This is a genomic window from Cellulomonas dongxiuzhuiae (assembly GCF_018623035.1).
GTDB lineage: Bacteria > Actinomycetota > Actinomycetes > Actinomycetales > Cellulomonadaceae > Cellulomonas > Cellulomonas dongxiuzhuiae.
In genome coordinates, this window is sequence record NZ_CP076023.1 from 1,808,551 (window position 1) to 1,827,285 (window position 18,735).

Annotated in this window: 19 protein-coding genes; 14 read left to right on the top strand and 5 right to left on the bottom strand. The window is 74.0% G+C overall.

Features of this window, described 5'->3' with window-relative positions; genetic code table 11:
* Positions 1-26 precede the first annotated feature (26 nt).
* The 5 genes from KKR89_RS08100 (at position 27) to KKR89_RS08120 (ending at position 5,960) form a co-directional block, all read left to right on the top strand.
* The gene (locus KKR89_RS08100; protein WP_208194900.1) at positions 27-1,091 is read left to right on the top strand and encodes a copper transporter; all 1,065 of its coding nucleotides are present in this window, start codon (positions 27-29) and stop codon (positions 1,089-1,091) included.
* Positions 1,088-1,975, top strand: a complete 888-nt coding sequence (locus KKR89_RS08105; RefSeq protein ID WP_208194901.1) for a hypothetical protein — start codon at positions 1,088-1,090, stop codon at positions 1,973-1,975. Before KKR89_RS08100 ends, KKR89_RS08105 begins: the two co-directional genes overlap by 4 nt.
* Positions 1,972-3,618, top strand: a complete 1,647-nt coding sequence (murJ, locus tag KKR89_RS08110) for a murein biosynthesis integral membrane protein MurJ (RefSeq protein WP_208194902.1) — start codon at positions 1,972-1,974, stop codon at positions 3,616-3,618. The genes KKR89_RS08105 and murJ overlap by 4 nt, the downstream gene beginning before the upstream one ends.
* Before the next feature lie 72 nt (positions 3,619-3,690).
* The gene (locus KKR89_RS08115) at positions 3,691-5,355 is read left to right on the top strand and encodes a CTP synthase (RefSeq protein WP_307802197.1); all 1,665 of its coding nucleotides are present in this window, start codon (positions 3,691-3,693) and stop codon (positions 5,353-5,355) included.
* A gap of 5 nt (positions 5,356-5,360) precedes the next feature.
* Positions 5,361-5,960 carry an NUDIX domain-containing protein gene (locus KKR89_RS08120; RefSeq protein WP_372438563.1) on the top strand — a complete coding sequence of 200 codons (600 nt, stop codon included), beginning with the start codon at positions 5,361-5,363 and terminating at the stop codon, positions 5,958-5,960.
* Between the two features lie 60 nt (positions 5,961-6,020).
* Here KKR89_RS08120 and KKR89_RS08125 read toward each other — a convergent pair whose 3' ends face one another.
* The 3 genes from KKR89_RS08125 to KKR89_RS08135 form a co-directional block, all read right to left on the bottom strand.
* Positions 6,021-7,007 carry a COX15/CtaA family protein gene (locus tag KKR89_RS08125; RefSeq protein ID WP_372438564.1) on the bottom strand — a complete coding sequence of 329 codons (987 nt, stop codon included), beginning with the start codon at positions 7,005-7,007 and terminating at the stop codon, positions 6,021-6,023.
* A 196-nt stretch (positions 7,008-7,203) separates the two neighbouring features.
* Positions 7,204-7,980 carry an ABC transporter permease gene (locus KKR89_RS08130; RefSeq protein ID WP_208194904.1) on the bottom strand — a complete coding sequence of 259 codons (777 nt, stop codon included), beginning with the start codon at positions 7,978-7,980 and terminating at the stop codon, positions 7,204-7,206.
* The gene (locus tag KKR89_RS08135) at positions 7,977-8,912 is read right to left on the bottom strand and encodes an ABC transporter ATP-binding protein (RefSeq protein ID WP_208194905.1); all 936 of its coding nucleotides are present in this window, start codon (positions 8,910-8,912) and stop codon (positions 7,977-7,979) included. The genes KKR89_RS08130 and KKR89_RS08135 overlap by 4 nt, the downstream gene beginning before the upstream one ends.
* 159 nt (positions 8,913-9,071) lie before the next feature.
* Between KKR89_RS08135 and KKR89_RS08140 the strand changes: the two genes are divergently transcribed.
* The 9 genes from KKR89_RS08140 (at position 9,072) to KKR89_RS08180 (ending at position 16,876) form a co-directional block, all read left to right on the top strand.
* A complete protein-coding gene (locus KKR89_RS08140; RefSeq protein ID WP_208194906.1) occupies positions 9,072-9,710 on the top strand; it encodes a hypothetical protein in 639 nt (212 codons plus the stop codon).
* 160 nt (positions 9,711-9,870) lie between these two features.
* Positions 9,871-10,686 (top strand): helix-turn-helix transcriptional regulator, encoded by an 816-nt coding sequence (locus KKR89_RS08145; protein ID WP_208194907.1) that lies wholly within the window; start codon positions 9,871-9,873, stop codon positions 10,684-10,686.
* The gene (sufB, locus tag KKR89_RS08150; protein ID WP_208194908.1) at positions 10,683-12,140 is read left to right on the top strand and encodes a Fe-S cluster assembly protein SufB; all 1,458 of its coding nucleotides are present in this window, start codon (positions 10,683-10,685) and stop codon (positions 12,138-12,140) included. Before KKR89_RS08145 ends, sufB begins: the two co-directional genes overlap by 4 nt.
* The gene (sufD, locus tag KKR89_RS08155; RefSeq protein WP_208194909.1) at positions 12,140-13,447 is read left to right on the top strand and encodes a Fe-S cluster assembly protein SufD; all 1,308 of its coding nucleotides are present in this window, start codon (positions 12,140-12,142) and stop codon (positions 13,445-13,447) included. The genes sufB and sufD overlap by 1 nt, the downstream gene beginning before the upstream one ends.
* Positions 13,444-13,776, top strand: coding sequence for a non-heme iron oxygenase ferredoxin subunit (locus KKR89_RS08160; protein WP_208194910.1), 333 nt, complete (start codon positions 13,444-13,446; stop codon positions 13,774-13,776). The genes sufD and KKR89_RS08160 overlap by 4 nt, the downstream gene beginning before the upstream one ends.
* Before the next feature lie 17 nt (positions 13,777-13,793).
* The gene (gene sufC, locus KKR89_RS08165) at positions 13,794-14,558 is read left to right on the top strand and encodes a Fe-S cluster assembly ATPase SufC (RefSeq protein ID WP_191779132.1); all 765 of its coding nucleotides are present in this window, start codon (positions 13,794-13,796) and stop codon (positions 14,556-14,558) included.
* Positions 14,559-14,676: 118 nt separating this feature from the next.
* A complete protein-coding gene (locus KKR89_RS08170) occupies positions 14,677-16,026 on the top strand; it encodes a SufS family cysteine desulfurase (RefSeq protein WP_208194911.1) in 1,350 nt (449 codons plus the stop codon).
* Entirely contained in the window at positions 16,023-16,538 is a 516-nt protein-coding gene (sufU, locus tag KKR89_RS08175; protein ID WP_208194912.1) for a Fe-S cluster assembly sulfur transfer protein SufU, read from the top strand. The genes KKR89_RS08170 and sufU overlap by 4 nt, the downstream gene beginning before the upstream one ends.
* Complete coding sequence (locus tag KKR89_RS08180; protein WP_191779138.1) at positions 16,535-16,876, top strand: metal-sulfur cluster assembly factor; 342 nt, start codon at positions 16,535-16,537, stop codon at positions 16,874-16,876. The genes sufU and KKR89_RS08180 overlap by 4 nt, the downstream gene beginning before the upstream one ends.
* Before the next feature lie 64 nt (positions 16,877-16,940).
* Here the strand turns inward: KKR89_RS08180 and KKR89_RS08185 are convergent, their stop codons facing one another.
* Both KKR89_RS08185 and eda read right to left on the bottom strand, forming a co-directional pair.
* Positions 16,941-18,041 (bottom strand): sugar kinase, encoded by a 1,101-nt coding sequence (locus KKR89_RS08185; RefSeq protein WP_208194913.1) that lies wholly within the window; start codon positions 18,039-18,041, stop codon positions 16,941-16,943.
* A 23-nt stretch (positions 18,042-18,064) separates the two neighbouring features.
* A complete protein-coding gene (eda, locus tag KKR89_RS08190) occupies positions 18,065-18,700 on the bottom strand; it encodes a bifunctional 4-hydroxy-2-oxoglutarate aldolase/2-dehydro-3-deoxy-phosphogluconate aldolase (protein WP_208194914.1) in 636 nt (211 codons plus the stop codon).
* Positions 18,701-18,735: the final 35 nt, after the last annotated feature.

Genomic DNA, 18,735 nt, shown 5'->3' on the forward strand with positions numbered 1-18,735 from the left:
CGCGCACCCGATCGAGAGCTCACCCTGTGATCGACTTCCGGTACCACATCGTCTCGCTCATCTCCGTGTTCCTCGCGCTCGCCGTCGGGATCGCGCTCGGCGCCGGCCCGTTGAAGGAGACCATCGGCGACACGCTGACGGGTCAGGTCCAGGCGCTGCGTGACGAGAAGGAGGGCCTGCGCACCCAGCTCGACGAGACCGGGGGCGACCTGGCCGCCGAGGAGGCCTTCGTGTCCGCGTCCGGCGAGCGCCTGCTCGCCGGGACGCTGACCGACCGTCGCGTGGCGCTCGTGCTGATCGGCGAGGTGCCCGAGGAGCAGGTCACCGCCCTCACCGAGCGGTTCGGCCAGGCGGGGGCGACCGTGTCGGCCACGGCGACCGTCAACGACACGTGGACCGACCCCGCGCTCGCGACGTACCGCCGCACGCTCGCGGGCACGCTGGTGTCGTACCTCGACGAGCCGCCCGCGTCGGACGCCGGCACCGACACCGAGCTGGCCGAGGCGCTGGTCGCCGGGCTGGTCGGTGGGGACTCGGCCTCACCCGACGCGCTGTCCGAGAACGCGTCGTCGCTCCTCGACGTGCTCGCCGAGGGGGACCAGGCGCTCGTGACGTTCGCCGAGGACGTCACGCAGCCGGCCGACGCCGTCGTGCTCGTCGCGGGTGCCGCGCCGGAGGCGACCGGACCGTCCGCGACGGCCGAGGAGACCCCTGACGACCTCGGCCCGCAGCTCGCGCTCGTCGCCGCCGCCGAGCGGTTGGCGCAGGGCGTCGTCGTCGCCGGTGCAGCGCCGTCGGACGACGCGCTCGTGGCCGCCGTGCGCGGCGACGACGAGCTCGCCGACGCCACGACCGTCTCCGACACGACCACCGTGAGCGGCCAGGTCACCGTGCCCCTCGCGCTCGCCGCCGACATCGGCCAGCAGCCCGGGCACTACGGCTACGGGGACGACCTGACCGTCCTGCCGCCGGCCGTCCAGCTGCCGCCGGTCGACCGCAGCCCCGCGCTGCCCGACGCCGGAGGCGGCGCCGGTGACGTCCCGGACTCCACGCAGGACGCCGGTGACACCACGTCGGGTGGTGAGGGGTGAGCGCGCCGCGTCGCCTCCTGCCGGCCGTGGTCGCGGGCGTCGCGACCGCGGTGGTGCGCGGCGGCCTCGACTGGCAGCCTCCCGGCGGCGCCGCGACGTGGACGCGCACCAACCACCGGGGTGAGCCCGTGAGCCTCCTGGAGGGCCCCGCCGTGGCGGCCGGCGTGCTCGCGGGCGCCCTGGTCGGTGGCGGCGCACGCGCGACCCTCGCGACCGCGGTCGCGGCACTCGGCGGCGGGGCGTTCGGGCTGGTCGATGACCTTCGGGAGGACTCGGCCACGCGGACCAAGGGCCTGCGCGGGCACCTGGGAGCGCTCGCACGTGGGCGCGTCACGACCGGCGGCCTCAAGGTCCTCGGCATCGGCGCGAGCGCGCTCGTGGCGGCTGCCGTCGCCCCGCCCGGGGGCGGGGCCGCGTCGAAGCCGCTCGCGCGGACCGCCGACACCCTCGCGTCGGCGGCGCTCGTCGCGGGTGCCGCCAACCTGCTCAACCTCCTCGACCTGCGTCCCGGGCGCGCGCTGAAGGCCGCCTCGCTGGCCGCTGCGCCCCTGGTCGGCACGGCGGGCGGTGCCGCCGCCTGCGCCGTGCTCGGCGCCGCCTCGACGGCCGTGGAGGCGGACCTCGCGGAGACCGACATGCTCGGTGACGCGGGTGCCAACGCCGTCGGTGCGGTCCTGGGCACGGCGGTGGTGCTGGGCGCGCCCCGTCCCGTGCGGCTGGCCGTCCTCGGCGTCGTGGTGGCGCTGACGCTCGTGAGCGAGCGCGTGAGCTTCACGCGGGTCATCGAGCGCACGCCCGTGCTGCGCGAGGTCGACGCGTGGGGCCGGCGCCCGGTGTCCTCGCCCGCGACCGGTGCCGCCGCAGGCGGACCCCTCCCGTCATGAGCGCCGGGGTGCGTCGCGCGCTCCAGGGTCTGGTGGGCGCTGCTGCGATGATCGCGGCGATCACCGTCGTCAGCCGCGTGCTGGGCCTCGTGCGCACGATCGTGCAGGCGTCCACGGTGGGGACGGAGGCGATCAACGACGCCTACAGCGCGGCGAACCTGCTGCCGAACGTCCTGTTCGAGATCGCCGCCGGCGGCGCCCTCGCGGGAGCGGTGATACCGCTGCTGGCCGCGCCGGTGGCGCGGGCCGACCGCGACCAGGTCGCGCGCGTGGTGTCCGCGGCGCTCGGGTGGGTCCTGCTCGTGCTGCTGCCCGTCGGTGTGCTGCTGGCGGCGCTGAGCGGCGTGGTGGGCTCCTACGCGGGCGACGACCCCGTCATGGCGTCGACGGTCCGGTTCTTCGTTCTCGTCTTCGCCGTCCAGGTCCCCGTCTACGGGGTCACGGTGCTGCTGTACGGCGTCCTGCAGGCCCACAAGCGGTTCTTCTGGCCCGCCTTCGCGCCGGTGCTCAACTCCGTCGTGCTCATCGCCACCTTCGCCGTCTACGGCGCCATGGCGGACGGCGAGACGAGCGACCCCACGGCGCTGGCGGCCGGCGCGCTGGACGTGCTCGCCTGGGGCACCACGGCCGGCGTGGTCGCCATGTGCCTGCCCGTGATCGGGCCCGTGCGGCGCCTGGGCGTCCGCCTCACGCCCACGCTGCGGTTCCCCGGGGACGCCGCCACGCGGTTCCGTGCGCTGGCGCTCGCGGGCGTCGGGTCGGTCGCCGCGCAGCAGGTGTCGGTGCTCGTCGTGTGGCTCATGGCGAACGGCCTGCTCCCGCACGACGGCCGCGGTTTCTCCGCCGTCGTGTACTCCCAGCAGATCTACCTGCTGCCCTACGCCGTCCTGGTCGTCCCCCTGGCGACGTCCACGTTCCCCCGCGTGGCGGCCTACGCGGCCGCCGGCGACGCCGTCCGGTTCGCACGCATGTCGGCCGTGACGACGCGAGCGGTGCTCGCGGTCGGCGCGCTCGGGGGCGCTGCCGTGCTGGCCGCCGCTGCAGCCGTGGCGACCGTGTTCGCACGCGTCTCGCCCGGCGCGGACGGGGTGATCGGGGCCATGACCGTGCTGCTCACCTGGATGGCTCCGGGCGTGGTCGGGCTCGCCGTGATGTTCCACGTCTCGCGGACCCTCTACGCGGTCGAGCGACCGCGTGCCGCCGTGGCGGCGAACGTCGTCGGGTGGGGGAGCGTCGCGGTGCTGGCGCCGGTACTGCTCCTCGTGACGGGCACGGACGGGTCGGCCGTGCTGCGGGCGATCGGGCTCGCGACGTCGCTGGGGATGACGGCGGGCGGGATCGCGGCCGTCGTCGTGCTGCGGCGGGCTGCGGGCACCGCCGCGCTGTCGGGGATGCTGCGCACCGCGGTGGTCGCGCTGGTGGCCGCGGGCGCAGGGGCGGTCGCCGGCCGTGCGGTCGCCTCGACCGTCCTGGACCTGGTGGGCGACGACGTGTGGAGCGCGACCGGTGCCGCGGCCGGCGCGGCGGTGGTGGCGGCGACCGTCGTCGCGGCCGCCGTCATGGTCCTCGACCCCGGCACCCTGCGGGGCGTCGTCGCGGTCGAGCCGGCACCCGTGCCGCCCACCGGCGGCGTACGTCGCTGACACCCGGATCGGCGCGTCGGGCGGGCCGCCGGACGTGGGTGGGCCCGACGTCGGGTAGCGTGGAAGCCCGTGATGGATCGCGCACATCGACTCTCCGGGCGGTCGGACTCTCTGACCCGGCACATCTTCGTCAGCGGAGGCGTCGCCTCCTCTCTGGGCAAGGGCCTGACGGCCAGCAGCCTCGGTCGACTCCTGCGATCTCGGGGCCTGCGGGTCACGATGCAGAAGCTCGACCCGTACCTCAACGTCGACCCCGGCACCATGAACCCCTTCCAGCACGGTGAGGTGTTCGTCACCGAGGACGGTGCCGAGACGGACCTCGACGTGGGCCACTACGAGCGGTTCCTCGACGTCGACCTCGTCGGCTCGGCCAACGTCACCACCGGCCAGGTGTACTCCAACGTCATCGCCAAGGAGCGGCGCGGGGAGTACCTGGGCGACACCGTCCAGGTGATCCCGCACATCACCGACGAGATCAAGGCGCGCATGCGCTCGCAGGCGTCCGACGACGTCGACGTGATCATCACGGAGATCGGCGGCACGGTCGGCGACATCGAGTCGCAGCCGTTCCTCGAGGCCGCTCGCCAGGTGCGGCACGACCTGGGCCGCGACAACGTGTTCTTTCTGCACGTGTCGCTGCTGCCGTACATCGGGCCGTCGGGCGAGCTCAAGACCAAGCCGACGCAGCACTCCGTGGCGGCGCTGCGCAGCATCGGCATCCAGCCCGACGCGATCGTCCTGCGCGCCGACCGCGAGGTCCCGGAGTCGATCAAGCGCAAGATCGCGCTGTTCTGCGACGTCGACGTGGACTCGGTCGCGATCGCGAAGGACGCGCCGAGCATCTACGACATCCCGCGCGTGCTGCACTCCGAGGGCCTCGACGCGTACGTCGTGCAGCGCCTCGGTCTGCCGTTCCGTGACGTGGAGTGGAGCGGCTGGGACGCCCTGCTCACGCGCGTGCACGCCCCCGCGCACGAGCTCGAGGTCGCGCTCGTCGGCAAGTACATCGACCTGCCGGACGCGTACCTGTCGGTCACCGAGGCGCTGCGCGCCGGCGGCTTCCACCACGACGCGCGGGTCACCATCCGCTGGGTCCCGTCCGACGACTGCCGCACGCCCGAGGGCGCGCAGGAGGCGCTCGGTGGCGTCGACGCCGTGCTCGTGCCGGGCGGGTTCGGCGTGCGCGGCATCGAGGGCAAGCTCGGCGCGCTGCGCTGGGCCCGGGAGCGCAGGGTCCCGACCCTGGGCCTGTGCCTCGGCCTGCAGTGCATGGTCATCGAGTACGCCCGCAACGTCGCCGGGCTCGAGGGCGCGTCGTCCTCCGAGTTCGACCCCGACACGGCTCACCCCGTCATCGCGACGATGGAGGAGCAGCTCTCGATCGTCGACGGCGCGGGCGACCTGGGCGGCACCATGCGGCTCGGGGCGTACGACGCGCGGCTCACGCCCGGGTCGGTCGTGGCCGAGGTGTACGGCGCGGAGCGCGTCTCCGAGCGTCACCGCCACCGCTACGAGGTCAACAACGCCTACCGCGACAAGCTCGAGGCCGCAGGCCTGGTGATCTCCGGGGTGTCGCCCGACAGGTCGCTCGTGGAGTTCGTCGAGCTGCCCCGCGAGGAGCACCCGTACTACGTCGCCACGCAGGCGCACCCGGAGTTCAAGTCCCGGCCGACGCGTGCGCACCCGCTCTTCTCCGGCCTGGTCGGCGCTGCGCTCGCGGCACGGACCGGCGCGTGAGCGACGTGCCGCTCGTCGACGTCCCGTGCGAGCGGGACGTCGTGGAGCACCGACTGCTGCACGACGGGCGGGTGTGGGACCTGGTGTCCGACACGGTGCGTCTCGACGACGGCGAGGTCGTGCGTGAGTACGTCGACCACCCCGGGGCCGTCGCGGTGATCGCGCTCGACGACGACGACCGCGTGCTGCTGCTCTCGCAGTACCGGCACCCGGTGCGGCACGTCCTGTGGGAGCCGTCGGCCGGGCTGCTCGACGTCGAGAACGAGGACCTCGTCGCTGCCGCGGCACGCGAGCTCGCCGAGGAGGCCGACCTCGTCGCCGGCCGGTGGTGGCGCCTCGTGGAGTACTTCAGCTCGCCCGGTGGCTCGGACGAGCGCATCACGGTGTTCCTCGCGCGCGACCTCACGCCCGTGCCGGACGACGAGCGGTACGAGCGCGGCGAGGAGGAGGCGGCGATGGTGCCCGTGTGGGTGCCGCTCGACGACGCCGTGGCCGGCGTCCTGGCGGGGCGCCTGCACAGCCCGACCACCGTGACGGGCGTGCTCGCCGCGGCAGCCGCACGCGCGGCCGGCTGGGCCAACCTCACCGAGGTCACGCCTGCCTGACGGCCGCGTTCCCGCCTGACGGGCGAGCCCGGGACCCGAGCGGTCCCGGGCTCGCCCCGCTCAAGCGGCGCGGCGGCGCAGCGTGCCGAGGAAGAACGCGGTCGCGGCGATCAGCAGGCCGGCTCCGAGCATGTGCAGGTTGACCAGCGCGATCGGCAGCCCCGTGAACAGCTGCACGTACCCGATGAGCCCCTGGCCGAGGGTGACGCCGAGGAGCACGAGGCCCGAGCGCAGCGCGTGGGACGCACCGAGCGTCGTCACCGAGGCGCCGACCGGGGCGATGCCCCGCGCGGGCTGCGCGCGACCGTCGGCACGCTCGTACGCCGGTCCCGCGGTCACGGCCCGACGTGCGCGGGCCAGCAGCAGCAGGATCACGGCGAGGGTCCCCACGAACGCCCACACGGACAGCGCGTGCACCCGGGCCATCGCGTACGGGTCGACGGCGAACCGGTAGCCGACCTCCTCGTCGCCCGAGTGCGGACCTGCCCCCGTCACGACGACACCCAGTGCGACGACCACCGCGCCGAGGACCGCGAGCCCGCGCGCCAGCGTGCGGACGCGTTCGTCGACGACCGGCACCACTGGCCCGTCGCCCTCACGCCTGCGGACGACCAGCCACGCGGAGACGGCGATGAGCGCCGCGGAGATGAGGAAGTGCGACCCGACGATCGCCGGGTGCAGGTCGACGAGCACGGTGATCCCGCCGACGACGGCCTGCACGACGACGCCCACGAGCGGCGCCCAGGCGAGCCTGCGGTAGGACGGCGAGCGGGACCGGTCGAGCCCCGCGAGCAGCGCGACGGCGAGCGCCAGGACGAGGAGGACCCCCGTCAGGGTGCGATTCCCGAACTCGATGAGCGGGTGGATCGTCATCTCGGCGTGGAACTCGGGCGTGAACCGGCCCGGCTCGCAGTACGGCCAGTCCGAGCAGCCGAGGCCGGACCCGGTCAGTCGCACCGCACCCCCGGTCACGACGATGCCGATCTGCGCCACGAGGTTCGCCACGACCGCCGGCCTCGTCCACCGCGGGCGGAGGCGGTCGAGCAGGTCCGTGCCTCGGGCGACGACGGAGCGGCGCCCGCCGGGCGGGAGCTCGCTCCGGGACGTGGGGTCGGGGGAGGGCAAGGTGCCGGTCACGGGGTCCAGCGTAGGTCGCGCGTGCGACGCTCCGGCCGCCACGAGCGGTCCCGGGGTGCGGTGTACGTCTCACCGGCCGGGCATCGCGGCCGACGCCCCGAGGCGCTCAGTGCCAGCGGAACAGGCGCGCCGCCAGGGCACCCAGCGCCACGGTCCAGCCCGCGAGCACGAGCACCGGGAGCAGCGGCAGCGCACCGTCGACGAGCGCACCGCGCAGGACGTCGCCGAGCGCACCCGACGGCAACCACGCGGCGACGGTCGCGAGCGGCCCGGGCAGCTGCTCGGCCGGGACGATCACGCCCCCGCCCAGCGCGAGCACCAGCAGCAGCAGGTTGGCCAGCGCGAGCACGGCCTCGGCACGCAGCGTGCCGGCCACGAGGAGGGCGAGCGCCGTGAACGCACCCGTCCCGAGCGCGACACCCAGCAGGGCGAGCACGACGCCCACGGGGTCGGGGCGCCAGCCCAGCGCGAACGCGGCAGCGCCCAGCAGGACCACCTGCACCGCCTCGACGGCCAGGACGCCGAGCACCTTGCCCGCCAGCAGCCCGCCGCGCCCCAGCGGCGTCGTCGCCATGAGGCGCAGCACCCCGTTGCGTCGGTCGAAGGCCGTGGCGATCGCCTGCGACGTGAAGGACGCCGTCATCACGGCGAGGGCCAGCACCCCCGGCGTGAGGAAGTCGGCGCGCGAGAGACCGTCGGTGTCGATCTCGACGAACGTGCCCTTCACGAGACCGACGAGTGCGAGCACCGGGATGACGACGGCGACGAGCACCTGCTCGCCGTTGCGCAGGATCATGCGCGCCTCGAACGCCGCCTGCGCGAGCACGCGTCGCACGGCGGGGGCGGCCTGCTGCACGTCCGCGTCCGGGACCGGGGCGGTCATCGCAGGCTCCGGCCGGTGAGGTCGAGGAAGACGTCCTCCAACGTGCGCCGTCCCAGGTCGAGCCGCGTCACCAGCACGTCGTGCGCCGCGCACCATGCCGTGACCGCGGCGACGGTCGCCGGATCCACAGCGCCGGTGACGGCGAGCGTCGAGCCGGAACGGCGCTCGACCGCGAAACCGGCACCCAGGTGTTCGCGCAGCCCCACAGGGTCGACGTCGCCCGCCGCGTGCACGGCCAGCGTCGCCGCGCCCTGCGGCTCGGCCCCGGCCGCGAGCAGCTCGGGGACGCTGCCCTGCGCGAGGACCCGGCCGTGGTCGACGACCACGACGTGGTCGGCGAGGTCCTCGGCCTCCTCCATGAGGTGCGTGGTGAGGATGACGGCGGCGCCGCCGTCGCGCAGCTCGCGCACCAGCTCCCACACGGCGAGCCGGGACTGCGGGTCCATGCCGGCGCTCGGCTCGTCGAGGAAGACCACGCGCGGACGCCCGACGACCGCCACGGCCAGCGCGAGGCGCTGCCGCTGCCCACCCGACAGGCGGCGCACCGTGGTGCGCGCGAAGGCGCCCAGGCCGAGCCGGTCGGCGAGCGCGTCGGTGTCCAGCGGAGCCGCGTACATGCGGGCGACGTGGTCCAGCATCTCGCGGGCCCGCACGCCCGTCGGCAGGCCGCTGTCCTGCAGCATCACGCCGATGACGGGCCGCAGCGCGGCGCCGTCGGCGACCGGGTCGAGCCCCAGGACGCGGACGGTGCCGCCGTCGGGTGCACGCAGCCCTTCGCAGCACTCGACGGTGGTCGTCTTGCCGGCGCCGTTGGGGCCGAGGACGGCCGTCACGCGACCGGCGGCCGCGGACAGGTCGAGGCCGTCGACGACGGCGCGTCCGTCGTACCTCTTGACGAGGCCGCGGACCTCGACGGCGGGGGAGTGCGGCACGGGGCGCGAGTCTAGGCGCTCGTGCCCGGGGCGTGCTCCGTGGGAGGTGTCCTGGTCGTGGACACGGCGCACGGCGCGTGCGCGGGCCGCCCTAACCTACGGCGCGCAGGGGGGTGCGTCCGGATCATCCCCGCGCGTCCAGACCGGCCGGGAGGCTCCGTGGTCACGTACCGCATCGACACGACGACCCTGCGCGAGGTCCCGCTGGACGTGACCGCGACGTGGGAGCACGTGGAGCTCCTCGAGCGCCGCGGGGTCGACGGTGACGGTGAGCGCGTGGTGTGGCTCCGGATCCTCGGGGCGCTCGCCTCGGCGGAGCAGCTCGCGTGGTCGGACGTCGCGCGCCACGGTGGCCCCGCGTCGCTCGAGCACGTCCCACGCCCGGGTGGTCACGACGTGCCGGCGGCAACGTGGCGGCCCCTGCTGCGGCTCGCGCAGGTGCTCCACTGGCGCCACCGGCTCGACGCCGCGGACGTCGTCGTGGACGCGGTCCGCCGTGCTGCGCAGGCCGCGATCGTCCGTCACGACGTCGACGAGGCGACCCGGCGCGACTGCTCGGCGGTCCTCGCGTTCGCCGACCAGGGGCAGGGCAAGGTGCGTTACGACGCGGGTCGGTGCGTGGAGGCGGTCCACCTGTTCACGTCGGCGCTCGAGCGCCGCGCCCGCGACGGTGCACCGGCGGACCAGATCGAGTCGAGCCGGATCGCGCTCGCGGCGGCGAGCAGCCGCGCAGCGAGCACCGGCGCCGCGCGCAGCGGCGCGGAGCACGACGCCTGGCAGGCCGCCGCCCGGGTGTGACGTGAGGCACGCGGCACGCGCGTGCGGGGGTCCGACGAAGGTACGCCTTGCTTGCGGGGATGGATTTCGGCAACAAGGATGTTGCCGATATCGAACGCAGTTCTGCGTTCGTCGCGTCCGGACCCGCCACGGGGTCCACGCCTGGCTCCCGGAGGTGCGCATGACAGGTCCCACGCCTGTCGTCGACCGCACCCCCGACGCGGTGAGCGAGGCGTCCACGCGCCGGCGCATCCTGCAGATCGTGGCCGCCGACGGGCCCGTCAGCGCCGCGGACCTCGCGTCCGCGCTCGACCTCGCTGCCGCCGGCGTGCGCCGCCACCTGCAGGCGCTCGAGCTCGCCGACCAGGTCGCCGTCCACCGCGGCCGTGCCGCGGCCCGCGGCCGCGGCCGTCCCGCACGCCGCTACGTCGTCACCGGCCAGGGGCAGACGGCGCTGTCGCACCGCTACGCCGAGATCGCCGCCGACGCGCTGGGGTTCCTCGCGCGCGCGGCCGGGCCGCAGGCCGTGGAGCAGTTCGCCGAGCACCGCGTGCGTGAGCTCGAGGACCGGCACGCCGCCGCGGTGGACGCCGCGGGCCCGGACGTCGCGGCTCGTGCCGAGGCGCTCGCGCGCGCGCTGGCCGGGGACGGCTACGCCGCGTCCGTGCGTCCGGTGCCCGGCACGTCCGTCGTGCAGCTGTGCCAGGGCCACTGCCCGGTGCAGGAGGTGGCGGCGCAGTTCCCCCAGCTGTGCGAGGCCGAGGCACGCGCGTTCGGCCGTCTGCTCGGCGTGCACGTGCAGCGGCTGTCGACCCTGACGTCCGGCGGCCACGTGTGCACCACGAGCATCCCGACCGTCCCGACCCGGGCGGCGACGCCCGGCGGTACCGGACCCCCTGACGACCCCGTCCTCGGCGGGACGGCCGAGACGGCCGTCCCCGCACCGACCCCGACCCCCCCAGCCCCCGTGCACTCGACGGAAGGACCGACACGATGAGCGCACCCACGGACGACACGGCCACCCGGCCGGCGGCCGCAGAGCCGCTGAGCCAGGACGAGGCGATCGCCTCCATCGGCAACTACACCTTCGGCTGGCACGACCCCGACGTCGCCGGCTCGGTCGCGCGCCGCGGCCTGTCCGAGGACGTCGTGCGCGACATCTCGCGGCTCAAGAACGAGCCCGAGTGGATGCTCAGGACGCGCCTGAAGGCCCTGCGGCTGTTCGACAAGAAGCCCATGCCCTGGTGGGGCGCGGACCTGTCGGGCATCGACTTCGACAACATCAAGTACTTCGTGCGGTCCACCGAGAAGCAGGCCACCAGCTGGGAGGACCTGCCCGAGGACATCAAGAACACGTACGACCGGCTCGGCATCCCCGAGGCCGAGAAGCAGCGGCTCGTCTCGGGCGTCGCGGCGCAGTACGAGTCCGAGGTCGTCTACCACCAGATCCAGGAGTCGCTCGAGGAGCAGGGCGTCATCTTCCTCGACACCGACACCGCGCTGCGCGAGCACCCGGAGATCTTCGAGCAGTACTTCGGCTCGGTCATCCCGTCCGGGGACAACAAGTTCGCCGCACTCAACACCGCGGTGTGGTCGGGCGGCTCGTTCGTCTACGTGCCGCCGGGCGTGCACGTCGAGATCCCGCTGCAGGCCTACTTCCGGATCAACACCGAGAACATGGGCCAGTTCGAGCGGACGCTCATCATCGCGGACGAGGGCTCCTACGTGCACTACGTCGAGGGCTGCACCGCGCCGATCTACCAGTCGGACTCGCTGCACTCGGCCGTCGTCGAGATCATCGTCAAGAAGAACGCCCGCGTGCGGTACACGACCATCCAGAACTGGTCGAACAACGTCTACAACCTCGTGACCAAGCGGGCGACCGCGGCCGAGGGCGCGACGATGGAGTGGGTCGACGGCAACATCGGCTCCAAGGTGACCATGAAGTACCCCGCGATCTACCTCATGGGGGAGCACGCACGCGGCGAGACGCTCTCGATCGCGTTCGCGGGTGAGGGCCAGCACCAGGACGCGGGCTCGAAGATGGTGCACGCCGCACCGCACACGTCGTCGTCGATCGTCTCGAAGTCGGTCGCGCGCGGCGGCGGGCGGACGTCGTACCGCGGGCTCGTGCAGATCCTCGAGGGAGCCGAGCACTCGGCGTCCAACGTGCTGTGCGACGCGCTGCTCGTGGACCAGATCTCGCGCTCGGACACCTACCCGTACGTCGACGTCCGCGAGGACGACGTGTCGATGGGCCACGAGGCCACGGTGTCCCGCGTGAGCGAGGACCAGCTGTTCTACCTCATGTCCCGAGGCATGACCGAGACCGAGGCCATGGCCATGATCGTGCGCGGGTTCGTCGAGCCCATCGCGCGCGAGCTGCCCATGGAGTACGCGCTCGAGCTCAACCGCCTCATCGAGCTGCAGATGGAAGGGGCCGTCGGCTGATGACGACCACCACGAACGAGACGCCCGCCGCGGGCCTCTCGACGGACCACTCCCGCGCCGTCGCCGACGGCGCCCACACGCACGGCGGGCTCGTGCCCGAGTCGTCGCGCGCGTCGCGGCCCACGAGCTTCGACGTCGCCGACTTCCCCGTGCCCACCGGGCGCGAGGAGGAGTGGCGCTTCGCCCCGGTCGACCGTTTCGCCGGTCTGTTCGCGGCCGCGAGCGAGGGCATCCTGACCGGCCGCGGCGTCCTGACGACCGTCGTCGAGTCGCCCGAGGCCCGCGTCGAGATCGTCGACCGTGACGACGCGCGCCTCGGCACCGCCGGGAAGCCCGGCGACCGGGCCGCGGCCACCGCGTGGGCGTCGTTCGACCGCGCGACCGTCGTGACGCTGCCGCGCGAGTCGGTGTCCTCCAAGGTGACGTCGATCGTCGTCGAGGGCGTCGAGGGCGCCGGCCTGGCCGACGCGCCGCTCGAGCCGACGGCCACGCACCTGCTGGTCCACGCCGAGCCGCTGTCGCAGGGCGTCGTCGTGCTCGACCACGTCGGGCACGCCAACCTCACCGAGACGGTCGAGATCGTCGCCGAGGACGGTGCGCACCTCACGGTGGTGTCGGTGCAGGACTGGGCCTCCGGCTCGGTCCACGCCGCGAGCCACCGCGTGCGGATCGGCCGCGACGCGTCCGTGAAGCACATCGTCGTCACGCTCGGCGGCGACGTCGTGCGCGTCACCCCCGACACCGAGTTCGTCGGCGAGGGCGGGTCCGTCAAGGCGCTCGGGCTGTACTTCGCCGACGCGGGGCAGCACCAGGAGCACCGCCTGTTCGTCGACCACGCGGTCCCGAACTGCGTGTCCCGCGTGACGTACAAGGGGGCGCTGCAGGGCGTCGGCGCCCACACGGTGTGGGTCGGCGACGTGCTGATCCGCGCGGCCGCCGAGGGCACGGACACCTACGAGCTCAACCGCAACCTCGTGCTGACGGACGGTGCGCGCGCGGACTCGGTGCCGAACCTGGAGATCGAGACGGGCCTCATCGAGGGTGCCGGCCACGCCAGCGCCACCGGCCGGTTCGACGACGAGCAGCTCTTCTACCTGCGCTCGCGCGGCATCCCCGAGACCGACGCGCGTCGCCTCGTGGTCCGCGGCTTCTTCGCCGAGCTCATCCAGGAGATCGGCGTGCCCGAGGTCGAGGAGCGGCTCACCGCCGCCATCGACGCGGAGCTCGAGAAGTCCATGTCCGCGATCCTCGGCACCGAGCCGCGCGTCGAGGGCTCGGAGGCCGCGCTCTCCACGGAGCGTGCATGAGCGCCCAGCTGGCCTGCTACACCGCGGACGTGCCCGTCGCCGGCGCGCTGCGCGTCGAGCTCGAGGGCGAGACGGGACCCGTCGAGGTCGCCGTCGTCCGTGACGAGTCCGGCGACTGGCACGCGATCAGCGACATCTGCTCGCACGGTGCCGTCTCCCTGTCCGACGGCGAGGTCGAGGACTGCACGGTGGAGTGCTGGCTGCACGGGTCGAGGTTCGACCTGCGCTCCGGCAAGCCGCTGTCGCCGCCCGCGATCAAGCCCGTCCCCGTCTACCCCGTGACCGTCGACGGCGAGCGTGTGCTCGTCGACGTCGACGCGCCGCTCTGAACCCGAGGAGTACCCCGATGTCCACCCTGGAGATCCGCGACCTGCACGTCAGCGTCGAGACGAAGGAGGGCCCCAAGCCCATCCTGCGCGGCGTCGACCTCACCGTGAGCAGCGGCGAGACCCACGCCATCATGGGCCCCAACGGGTCCGGCAAGTCCACGCTGGCGTACTCGCTGGCCGGGCACCCGAAGTACCAGATCACGTCGGGCAGCGTGCTGCTCGACGGTGAGGACGTCCTCGCGATGAGCGTCGACGAGCGTGCCCGCGCCGGCATGTTCCTCGCCATGCAGTACCCCGTCGAGGTCCCCGGCGTGTCCGTCTCGAACTTCCTGCGGACTGCCAAGACCGCGATCGACGGTCAGGCGCCGCCGCTGCGCTCGTGGGTCAAGGACATGCGCGGCGCCATGGACGCCCTGCGGATGGACGCCACGTTCGCGGAGCGGTCCGTCAACGAGGGCTTCTCCGGTGGCGAGAAGAAGCGTCACGAGATCCTCCAGATGGAGCTCCTCAAGCCGCGCTTCGCGATCCTCGACGAGACCGACTCGGGTCTCGACGTCGACGCGCTGCGCGTCGTGTCCGAGGGCGTCAACCGCGTCAAGGCCGGTGGCGACGTGGGTGTGCTCCTCATCACGCACTACACGCGCATCCTGCGCTACATCCAGCCCGACTTCGTGCACGTCTTCGTCGACGGCCGGATCGCCGAGGAGGGCGGCCCCGAGCTCGCCGAGCGCCTCGAGAACGAGGGCTACGACCGGTTCCTGCCGGCCGGCACGTCGGTCTGAGACCGTCGCGACGGCCGCCGGGGGGACCCGGCGGCCGTCGCACCCGTCGTCCCTGGCGACCGTCGCCACTGCGTGTCCCGCGCACCGCCGGCCGCCTCCCGTCCGCCCGGAGGACCCCATGACCAGCACGCTCGAGCCGCTGCGGCCCGCTCCTGCTGACGCCGCGACCCTGTCGGCCGGCGAGCTCGCCGCCGTGCGGGCCGACTTCCCGCTGCTCGAGCGCACGCTGCGCGACGGCCGGCCCCTGGTCTACCTCGACAGCGCTGCCACGTCGCAGAAGCCCGAGGTCGTCCTCGACGCCGAGCAGGACTTCTACGTGCGCCGCAACGCGGCCGTGCACCGCGGCGCGCACCAGCTCGCCGAGGAGGCGACCGAGGCGTTCGAGGACGCGCGCGCCCGCGTCGCCGGCTTCGTCGGCGCGTCCCCGGGCGAGCTCGTGTGGACGTCGAACGCGACGGCCGCCGTCAACCTCGTGGCGTACGCGATGTCCAACGCGTCCCTGGGACGCGGGGGAGAGGTCGCCCGCCGGTTCGCGCTCGCGCCGGGCGACGAGATCGTCGTCACCGAGGCCGAGCACCACGCGAACCTCGTGCCGTGGCAGGAGCTGGCCGCGCGGACCGGTGCCACGCTGCGCTGGCTGGGCGTCCACGACGACGGGCGGATCCGCGTCGAGGACCTCGCCACGGTCGTCACCGACCGCACCCGCGTGCTGGCGTTCACGCACGCCTCGAACGTCACCGGCGCGATCACGCCCGTCGACGCCTTCGTCGCACGAGCCCGCGAGGTCGGGGCGCTCACGGTGCTCGACGCCTGCCAGTCCGTGCCGCACCTGCCGGTGGACCTGGGGGCCCTCGGCGTGGACTTCGCGGCGTTCTCCGGCCACAAGATGTACGGCCCCACCGGCGTCGGCGCCCTGTACGGGCGGCGCGAGCTGCTCGAGGCCATGCCGCCGGTCACGACCGGTGGCTCCATGGTCGAGGTCGTCACCATGGAGACCACGACGTACGCCCCGCCGCCGCAGCGGTTCGAGGCCGGGACGCAGATGGTGTCGCAGGCCGTCGCGCTGGGCGCTGCGGCGCAGTACCTCTCGGAGCTGGGCATGGCGGGCGTGGCCGCGCACGAGCGCCACCTCGCCGGCCTCCTGCTCGACGCCGTCGCATCCGTGCCCGGTGTCCGGGTCGTCGGCCCGACCGAGAACGTCGACCGCCTGGCAGCCGTGTCGTTCGTCGTCGAGGGCGTCCACGCCCACGACGTGGGGCAGGTCCTCGACGACGCCGGTGTGGCCGTGCGCGTCGGCCACCACTGCGCGCAGCCCCTGCACCGCCGGTTCGGCGTCGCGGCGACGGCGCGCGCGTCGGCCGGCGTCTACACGACCGACGACGACGTCGCGGCGTTCCGGGAAGCACTCGCGGGGGTCCGCGCGTTCTTCGGGATGGACGACGCCACGACCGCAGGGAGGCCCGCATGAGCTCGGCCATGGAGCAGCTGTACCAGCAGGTCATCCTCGACCACGCCAAGTTCCCGCACGGCCGCGGCCTGCCCGAGGGCGCGACGGCCGTGGGCGTCGCGGTGGCGGACCACGGCACCTGCGCGGCGACGTCGCACCAGGTCAACCCCACGTGCGGCGACGAGGTGACCCTCCACGTCGACGTGGACACCTCCGGCGACGTGCCGGTCGTGCGCGACGTCGCGTGGGAGGGGCAGGGGTGCTCGATCTCCCAGGCCTCGATCTCGGTGCTGCACGACCTCGTCGCGGGCCAGGACCTGCCCACGGTCGACCGGCTCGCGGGCACGTTCCGCGAGCTGATGCAGTCGCGCGGCGCCGGCCTGTCCGACGACGCCGAGGAGTCGCTCGGGGACGCCATCGCGTTCGCCGGGGTCTCCCGCTACGCCGCCCGCGTGAAGTGCGCCCAGCTCGGCTGGGTCGCCCTGAACGACGCCCTCATCCTGTCCGGAGCCCGTACGACGGAGGACGCATGACCACCGAACCGATCACCACCCCTGCCGGTCCGCCGACGGTGGCCGACGTCGAGGAGGCGATGCGTGACGTCATCGACCCCGAGCTCGGCATCAACGTCGTCGACCTCGGCCTGGTCTACGGCGTCGTCATCGACCAGACCAGCACCGCCGTCATCGACATGACGCTCACGTCGGCGGCCTGCCCGCTCACGGACGTCATCGAGGACCAGACGGGCCAGGCGCTCGACGGCCTCGTCGACGGCTTCCGCATCAACTGGGTGTGGATGCCGCCGTGGGGCCCGGAGAAGATCACGCCCGACGGCCGCGAGCAGATGCGGGCGCTCGGCTTCAACATCTGAGCGTGCACCACGACGAGGGCCTCGCCGGTCGACCGGCGAGGCCCTCGTGCTCCGTGCGGGCGCCTCAGCGGTCGACGCGCGCCCCGCCGCCTCCGGCGAGCCTGATCACCTCGGCAGCGGACGCCATGGTCGTGTCACCCGGCGTGGTCATGGCCAGGGCGCCGTGGGCGGCCCCGTACTCGACCGCGGTCTGCAGCGGCTGACCGTCGAGCAGGCCGTAGACGAGCCCCGAGGCGAACGAGTCCCCACCGCCGACGCGGTCGAGGATCTCCAGGCCCGGCCGGTGCGTGGCCTGCACCACGCCCGTCTGCGGCGACCACGCGATGGCGCCCCAGTCGTTGACCGTCGCGCTCCGGACGGTGCGCAGGGTCGTCGCGATGACCTCGAAGTTCGGGAACTCCTGCGCGACCCGGGCGATCATGCCCGCGAACGAGTCGACCTCGATCGCCGTGAGGTCGGCGTCGACGCCCTCGACCTCGAACCCGAGCGCGGCGGTGAAGTCCTCCTCGTTGCCGATCATGACGTCGACGTGGCGGGCGATCGCGCGGTTGACCTCCTGGGCGCGCGCGGTCCCGCCGATGGCCTTCCACAGGCTCGGCCGGTAGTTGAGGTCGTACGAGACGACGGTGCCGTGCCGCTTCGCGGCGGTCACGGCGGCGATCACCGTCTGCGCGGACGTCTCGGACAGTGCCGCGTAGATCCCGCCGGTGTGGAGCCAGCGCACGCCGAGGTCGCCGAAGAGGTGGTCCCAGTCGACGTCGTCCGGGCCGAGCTGGCTCGCTGCCGTGTGGCCGCGGTCGGAGACCCCGACGGCGCCGCGCACGCCGAAGCCCCGCTCGGTGAAGTTGAGGCCGTTGCGTACCGAGCGCCCGATGCCGTCGTAGGGCAGCCACGTGAGGAACGACGTGTCGACGCCGCCCTGGAGGATGAGGTCCTCGACCAGCCGGCCGATCTCGTTGTCGGCGAGGGCGGTGACCACGGCGGTGCGCAGGCCGAACGCGCGACGCAGCCCGCGCGCGACGTTGTACTCACCGCCGCCCTCCCAGGCCCGGAACTGGCGGGCGGTGCGGATGCGGCCCTCGCCCGGATCGAGGCGGAGCATCACCTCGCCGAGGGAGACGGCGTCGTAGCGGACGTCGGCGGCGGGACGGATCTGCAGGGGCATGGTTCTCTCCTCGACGGGGGTGGTCAGGGACGCAGGCGCGCGGCGAGCGCGACGGCCTCGGCCACGAGCGACCGGACGGCGTCGACGTCCCCGGCGCGCACGAGGTCGCGGGGGACCATCCACGACCCCCCGACGGCGGCGACGCACGACAGCGCGAGGTACTCGCCGAGGTTGGCCGTGCCGACGCCTCCCGTGGGGACGAACCGCACGCCGCCGAAGGGGGCGGCGAGCGCGGCGATGGCGGCGCTGCCGCCGGACGTCCCGGCCGGGAAGAACTTCACGGTCTCGATGCCGAGCTCCAGGGCGGCCTGCACCTCGGTCGCGGTGACGGCGCCCGGGATCACGGGCACGCCGTGCTCGTGCGCGCGATCCACGACGGCGCGGGACGTGCCGGGGGACACGACGTACCGGGCGCCCGCGGCGACGGCCTGGTCGACCTGGGCGGGCGTGAGGACGGTGCCCGCGCCGACGAGCACGTCGCCGCGCTCGGCCAGCACGCGGATCGCGTCGGCTGCCGCGGCGGTGCGGAAGGTGACCTCGGCGACGGGCAGGCCACCGGAGACGAGGGCCTCGCCGAGGGCGGCGGCGTCCGCGGCGTCGTCGACCACGACGACGGGGACCAGGCGGTGGGCGGCGAGCTGCTCGAGGATGTCGGCCATGATGCTCCGTTTCGTCTAGCGGAACGCTAGTGGCG